At 74.4% G+C, this 2,019-nt stretch carries 2 protein-coding genes; both read right to left on the bottom strand.

Annotated features, from left to right (window positions below; genetic code table 11):
* On the bottom strand, positions 1-345 hold a 345-nt coding region (locus tag GL263_RS25630), incomplete at its 3' end, for a phosphotransferase-like protein (protein WP_438948004.1).
* 85 nt (positions 346-430) lie between these two features.
* The gene (locus GL263_RS25625; RefSeq protein WP_182858124.1) at positions 431-2,017 is read right to left on the bottom strand and encodes a polyamine aminopropyltransferase; all 1,587 of its coding nucleotides are present in this window, start codon (positions 2,015-2,017) and stop codon (positions 431-433) included.
* Positions 2,018-2,019 lie beyond the last annotated feature (2 nt).

The raw sequence follows: 2,019 nt of genomic DNA, 5'->3' as shown, positions 1-2,019 counted from the left end.
CAGCACGTCCAGCCCGGCGAGTGCCTTCCGCCAACGCTCCTGGCCCTCCCCGCCGCTCAGGAAGACCTCGTCGACGATCACCCGGGCACCCGCCCGGACCATCGCCGCCACCCCCTCGGCCCACGCCACCTCCAGCGCCCGGAACGCCGGGCCGACGTGCACCCCGCCGTCGGGGCTGAAGCCGATGCCCGACTCGGTGTCCTGCATCGCGGCGGGCATCGCGTCGACGAGCGTGTCCACCCCCAGCGCCAGCCACGGCTCGGGCAGCACCGCCTGCAGACAGCGCGCGATCCCCGACTTGCCCGCGCTGGAACCACCGTTGAGCACGATCACCTGAGTAGTCACCAGGCGACCGTAGGAGCGCGCCGCCCGCGGCCACAAGGCGTTTACGGGCGCCCCGGCCGGGTGGCCGGGGCTCGCTCAGCCGTGCTCAGAAGCCGTAGCGCGGGTGGACGAGGGTGGAGGGCGGGAGGTCGCGCCGGTCCAGCCGACCGGCGCGGGCGACCGCGCGGCGCAGGTCGGCGGCCGTCAGCTCACCCGACCGGACGTCCGCCGGGAGGCCGACCCGCGGCGCGTCCCCCCGCGACGCCAGCAGGAACCCCCAGTCCTGGGACGACGGGTGCTCCGCCCGCTGGGCGCGGTCCGGCCAGTCGCCGAACGACGACAGCCGGCCGTCGACCGCGTAGCCGGTGACGGAGAAGCCGGCGGCCCGCAGCGTCGCCGCGACCGTTCCGTACGTGTGCGGGTCCCGGCCCGCGGCACCCGCGTGCACCGCCAGCCGCCCGCCGTCGGCGAGCACCCGCGGCAGCAGGCCGTAGAACTCCAGCGAGTACAGCTTCGTGCTCGCCGTGATCCGCGGGTCGGGCAGGCCGGAGACGACCACGTCGTAGCGCTCGCCGCCGCTCGCCGGGCGGCCGCGCAGCCAGCCGAAGGCGTCCGCGGTGACCCGCCGGACGCGCGGGTCCGCGAGCGACCGCTGGTTGAGTGCGCTGAGCACGGGGTCCCTGGAGGCGAGGTCCAGCACCGCCGGGTCCAGTTCGACGACCGTCACCGACCGGACGCCGGGATGCCGCAGCACCTCCCGTACCGCGAGCCCGTCGCCGCCGCCCAGCACCAGCACCCGTGCGTGCCGGCCCGCTGCCATCGCCGGGTGCACCAACGCCTGGTGGTAGCGCGCCTCGTCGCTGGAACACACCCGCAACCGGCCGTCCAGGAACAGCTCGAGCCCCCGGGACGCCTCCCGCCCGCCGTGGCCGCCGGCGGGTCCGTCGGTGAGGACGATCTCCTGCACCGCCGACTGCGTCGCGACACGCACCGTGCCCCCGTACACCGCGCGCCGCGCCGCCTCCTCGAACGCCGACGCGGAGCACAGCGCGGCGAGCAGCAGCGTGAGCACCACACCGTTGAGCAGCAGAAGCCCCGCACGCGCCGAACGCGTGAGGTCCCGCCGGAACAGCCACAGCACCACAAAGCCGCCGGCGAACACGTTCACCACACCGATCAGCAGCGCCCCCGTGAGCTGCCCGAACAGCGGGAGCAGCAGAAAGGGGAACGCAAGACCGCCGGCCAGCGCGCCCACGTAGTCGGCGGCGAACAGGTCCGCGACCGCGCCGCCCACGTCCTGCTCCCTGATGCGCTGGATGAGCACCATCAGCAGCGGCATCTCCGCGCCGATCAGCCCGCCGATCACCAGGGAGAACGCGACCAGCGCCGTGCGGGACTCGCCGAACCAGGCGAAGCAGGCGTACAGCGCCATCGCCGAACCGCCGCCCACCAGCGCCAGCAGCGCCTCGATGTAGCCGAAGCCCTGGGCGGCCCTCCTGCACAAACGCTTCGCCAGGAGCGAGCCCAGGCCCATCGCGAAGACCATGACCGACAGCACGATGGACGCCTGGGTGACCGAGTCGCCGATCAGGTACGAGGCGAGCGCGACGAGTTCGAGCTCGTAGACCAGTCCGCAGGCGGCGCAGACGAACACCGAGGCGAGTACGAGGAACCGCCCGACCCCCGGCCGCACCG

The organism is Streptomyces durbertensis (genome assembly GCF_014156695.1).
Lineage (GTDB): Bacteria > Actinomycetota > Actinomycetes > Streptomycetales > Streptomycetaceae > Streptomyces > Streptomyces durbertensis.
The sequence above is the reverse complement of the archived record's forward strand: the minus strand, read 5'-3'. Positions and strand labels throughout refer to the sequence as shown.